Source organism: Sulfurimonas sp. (genome assembly GCF_032250635.1).
In the GTDB taxonomy this organism is placed as follows: Bacteria; Campylobacterota; Campylobacteria; order Campylobacterales; family Sulfurimonadaceae; genus Sulfurimonas.
On record NZ_JAVVFL010000184.1, the window covers coordinates 1 to 4,413 of the forward strand.

Here is a 4,413-nt window from a genome sequence, read left to right on the forward strand (position 1 = left end):
TTCTCTTTAAAATAACCTGCAGCCAAAGAGCCTTTAGAAACCTTGCTATCTACAAACCTAAACTCTGTATAAATACCAGAGCCGCGATTTGTTCTTATTTGAGGTCTTAGCTCCAAATCCCACCAATTACTCTGGGCGATATATAACGCCTGTTCATAGTAAAATCCCTCTTTATCGGAAAAACCAACCATGGGAGGCAAAAGTCCTGTTCTTCTCGTGGTATCAAGAGAGTATCCAAAATAGGGTGTATAAAAAACAGGAATATCGTATATATATATTCTTGCATTGTAAAGATTTAGCCACATTGTGTCGGAGTTGTAGTCTGATGATGTGAACTCCATCTTCCAGAGCGGATTGTTTGGATCACATCCGCTCATAACTCCCGTATCTATCTCTACCTCTGTATCTTTTGCATAAGAGCTATCACCGCTAATCCAAACATCAGCTGTTCGCTCAAGCATATAAAAAGGTTTGAACATTCTCTCTTTTTCAGCAATATTAAGTTTCGCATACTCTCCAAGAAGCTTAATGTTCTCTCCCTGATTTGCTCTAATATTTCCAAATAACTCCAGCTTTCCACTGTTTCTATCATATACCGCTTTTTTTGCACTTAAATAGTAGTCTTTATAAATTACCACAACCTCACCATCGGCTGTTACAATATTATCTTTGGTGACCATACTCGTTGCATAGACTTCAACTTTATCATTAGCTACTGCGCAAGCAAGAAGTATTGATAAAAGAAGTAGTAACTTAAGCATTTACAACCAATGTTTTAGCGCTTTTGTCATGCCATGTTTGCCTCGTGGGATCCATTACTCCCCATACAAATCCGAGATAAAACATCATCTCGCTTATGACTCTTACAACTGCACGATTTAACGCTACGACTACGTTAGGTTTCTGCATAGTCCCAAGCTCTATCACTCTTATCTTCATAACAATTTTGCCTAAAGTTGCGCCGTACTGCATCACAAAAAAAGCTTGATAGACCACTTTTACAGCCATATACTCCAAAACAAACGTATTTGTAAGGATAATCATCTCTTCAACTGTTTTAGCGTCAAAAAAAGAGTCCCCAAGCGCAATAATAAGCAAAAGAGAAAGCAGCATCTCATCTATAAAAAATGCCATGCCTCTTTTTTTTATAGGGGCCAATGTCATTCCCTCTTGATAAAGTCTTTTGTTAATCTCTTCGTTCACTTCACTTCTTTTTAGAGCGCTTGATAGGCTATGTCTGTTCTGAGTTTTTTACCTGCAAAATGAACCTGTCCGCATCTCATGTATGCTCTGTCTCTTGCCTCTTTTATACTCTCTCCGATACCGACACAAACCAAAACTCTCCCGCCGTCCGCGTATAGTACGCCATCAATCATGCTAACACTGGCATATGAGATATGCGTATACTTCTCAATCTCTTCATGATGCACATCATCTACTATAATTTCAGCCGGTGTTGAATTTGAGTAGGGATAGTTTGCGCTTGCCATAACCACGCCTACGGCATATTGGTTTGAAAACTCTACTTTTATTTCACTGAGTCTATTTGTAGCAGCTTTGTAGAACATATCACTTACGCTTGAAATCATAAGCGGCATAAGAATTTCACACTCAGGATCTCCAAAACGGACATTGAACTCCAGAGTAATCGGCTCGCCGTTTACAACCATGATTCCAATAAAAAGAACGCCTTCAAAAGGTGCTCCCTCTTTTTTCATTCCATCAAGCGTAGGAAGGATTATCCTCTCTCTTACTTTTTGATAAAGCGCTTCATCAACCAAAGGAGTTGGAGCATAAGCACCCATTCCCCCTGTATTTGGTCCCTCATCACCGTCTTTAAGTCGCTTGTGGTCTTGAGCTGCCGGAAGTAAGATATAGTCATCTCCGTCACAAACGGCAAACATTGAGAGTTCATAACCGTCTAAAAACTCTTCAACTACAACTTTGTGTCCTGCATCTCCGAAACTTTTTCCGCTTAGCATCTCAGATATTGCAACTTTTGCCTCATCATGATTTTGCGCAATAATAACGCCTTTGCCACCGCAGAGTCCATCTGCTTTAACAACAATCGGAGCGCTTAGAGTATCTGCAAATTTAAAGGCATCTTCAATTGAAGCCGTCTCAATGTAGCGCGCTGTAGGGATGTTGTACTTTGCCAAAAAGTTCTTCATATAGACTTTTGAGCCCTCAAGCTGAGCCGCCTCTTTGCTTGGTCCAAAAATAGTAAGTCCGAGTGATTTGAAAATATCAACTACTCCATCTACAAGCGGAGCTTCAGGACCAACAATAGTCAAATCAATACTGTTCTCTTTTGCATAAGCAGCTAAATCGTTATAATCTTTAATGTTTAGGTTTGTTCCCAAAGAGCTTGTTGCACCATTTCCGGGCATAAAAAAAAGTTCATGAGCCTCTTTTTCGTTTAATATCGCTCTGGCAATAGAGTACTCTCTGCCACCGCTACCCAAAATTAAAATTTTCATCAACACTCCATAAGTAATTTAAAAAATATCTACTCAATCTATCAAAATAGACTAAGCAGATATCTCTGTTAAAGTAGCCCGGACAGCCGTCTCGCATTTGGCTTGGTTCTAAAAGCCGAATTTGGGCGAAGAGAGTATTTTATAACGGCGACATTGTCTCGACAGAGTTAACGTATCTCAAACGACAACACCGACACACAAAAATCCTACGTGTTCGCTACTTGAAAATGTAGAACCCTCATTAGTGCGGTTTCTCGAACTATCCAGACTACTAATATGATTATACAAAAAAAATTCTTGAATTTTCTTTTAAATGCTCAATGCCAACTCGATGCAGCTCTCTATTGATGTTTTTTCGCTTGTTATATATCTTATACCCTCTGGCAAACTTCTCGCGGTTGTACTGCCTATGACTATAATTTTGGCGTCAGGGTGGATAGAGTTGTTTTTCAAAAAGCACTCTACAGACGAGGGTGATGTGAAAATCAGAGTAGAATCATCATCTACTCTTGTCTGCAAAATCTCTTTGGAACACTCACTGACATAAAGAATTTCATCATCTATTTTATAACCCTCATCCTTACTTCTTTTGACGAAATCGGAGGCTATGAGCTCAGCTCTTAGATAGAGCCATTTTGTCTCTTTGGGAAACTCTTTTATGTTTTTAGCAAGGTTATCCCCATATCCGTCGCCTACTGCCAAAACAGTACCGCCGAACTCTTTATAAGCAACTGCAGTTTTTATAGAAACACAAAGTGCAGGAGTATCTATAAAATCTTTTTTATCATACTGCTCGAGTGCTTTTACGGTCTGCTTGGATGTCATAATGAGATAGTCGTACTTGGAAAAATCGATATCAGGTTTTAAATACCTGACATCTAAAGATTTAACATTGATAGCATGTTCGCTTTTAGAAGTTGCGAAGAGGTAGATTTTTTTTGGCATATAAAAACTATTTATTCCCACTCGATTGTAGCGGGTGGTTTAGAACTTATATCATAAACTACGCGGTTAATGCCATCAACTTCATTGATAATTCTTCTGCTTATTCTCTCTAGGAGATCATGGGGAAGATGAGCAAATGTAGCCGTCATTCCATCAACTGCTTCAACGACTCTCACACAAACAGTATTGTCATATGTACGGTTATCACCCATAACGCCGACTGATTTTACGTTTAGTAAAACAACAAACGCCTGCCATGTTTTTGCATAGTATCCGCTCGCTTTTAACTCATCTAACAAAATAACATCCGCTTCTCTAAGAATACTCAAATCAGCTTCATTAACTTCACCCATGATTCGGATTGCAAGTCCCGGTCCAGGGAATGGATGACGATTAATCATAGACTCTGGAAGTCCCAATTCTAAACCGATTTTTCTCACCTCATCTTTAAAGAGTTCACGAAGAGGCTCTATAAGTTGAAAATCCATCCAATCAGGAAGTCCGCCTACATTGTGGTGCGATTTTATAACCTCAGAGGGTCCGTTTACGGAGATAGACTCTATAACGTCTGGGTAGAGAGTGCCCTGTGCTAAGAATTTAATGCCGTCATGTTTCTTAGCCTCTTTTTCAAACTCTTCTATAAATGTGTGCCCGATAATTTGACGTTTCTTCTCAGGATCACTTACTCCTGCAAGCTTGCTCAAAAAGCTCTCTCTTGCATCAATGACAACCAAAGGAACCTTTAGATTGATTTTGAAAACCTCTTCAACCTGCTCTCTCTCGCCTTTGCGCAAAAGTCCGTTATCTACAAAAACTGGAACCAGTTGATCGCCGATTGCCTCATAAAGCATCGCCGCCACAACAGAGCTGTCAACGCCTCCGCTTAATCCGCAAAGAACTTTTCCTTTGCCCACTTTTTCGCGAATAATCTTAATCTGCTCTTTTAAAAAGTGTTCCATCTTCCACTTCTCGGTTACTCCGCAAATAT

General features: G+C 39.6%; 4 protein-coding genes and 1 pseudogene. All 5 read right to left on the bottom strand.

All coding sequences use genetic code 11. The annotated features are described in order from the left end of the window. Positions 1 to 761, bottom strand: a pseudogene (locus RQ763_RS09975) (LPS-assembly protein LptD); the annotation flags it as partial. After that, positions 754 to 1,203, bottom strand: coding sequence for an RDD family protein (locus tag RQ763_RS09980; protein WP_314152760.1), 450 nt, complete (start codon positions 1,201 to 1,203; stop codon positions 754 to 756). The pseudogene RQ763_RS09975 and the gene RQ763_RS09980, both read right to left, overlap by 8 nt. 11 nt (positions 1,204 to 1,214) lie before the next feature. Further along, on the bottom strand, positions 1,215 to 2,480 hold the full coding sequence (gene purD / locus RQ763_RS09985) for a phosphoribosylamine--glycine ligase (RefSeq protein ID WP_314152761.1): 1,266 nt from the start codon (positions 2,478 to 2,480) through the stop codon (positions 1,215 to 1,217). A 309-nt stretch (positions 2,481 to 2,789) separates the two neighbouring features. Beyond that, positions 2,790 to 3,425 carry a uroporphyrinogen-III synthase gene (locus RQ763_RS09990; protein ID WP_314152763.1) on the bottom strand — a complete coding sequence of 212 codons (636 nt, stop codon included), beginning with the start codon at positions 3,423 to 3,425 and terminating at the stop codon, positions 2,790 to 2,792. An 11-nt stretch (positions 3,426 to 3,436) separates the two neighbouring features. Further along, positions 3,437 to 4,413: glutamine-hydrolyzing GMP synthase (gene guaA / locus RQ763_RS09995; RefSeq protein WP_314152765.1), on the bottom strand; the 977-nt coding region annotated here is incomplete at its 5' end.

Excerpts from the sequence above, each read along its gene's own strand:
- RQ763_RS09990 (WP_314152763.1), bottom strand. The coding sequence starts at position 3,425 with ATGCCAAAAAAAATCTACCTCTTCGCAACTTCTAAAAGCGAACATGCT.
- purD (WP_314152761.1), bottom strand. The coding sequence starts at position 2,480 with ATGAAAATTTTAATTTTGGGTAGCGGTGGCAGAGAGTACTCTATTGCC.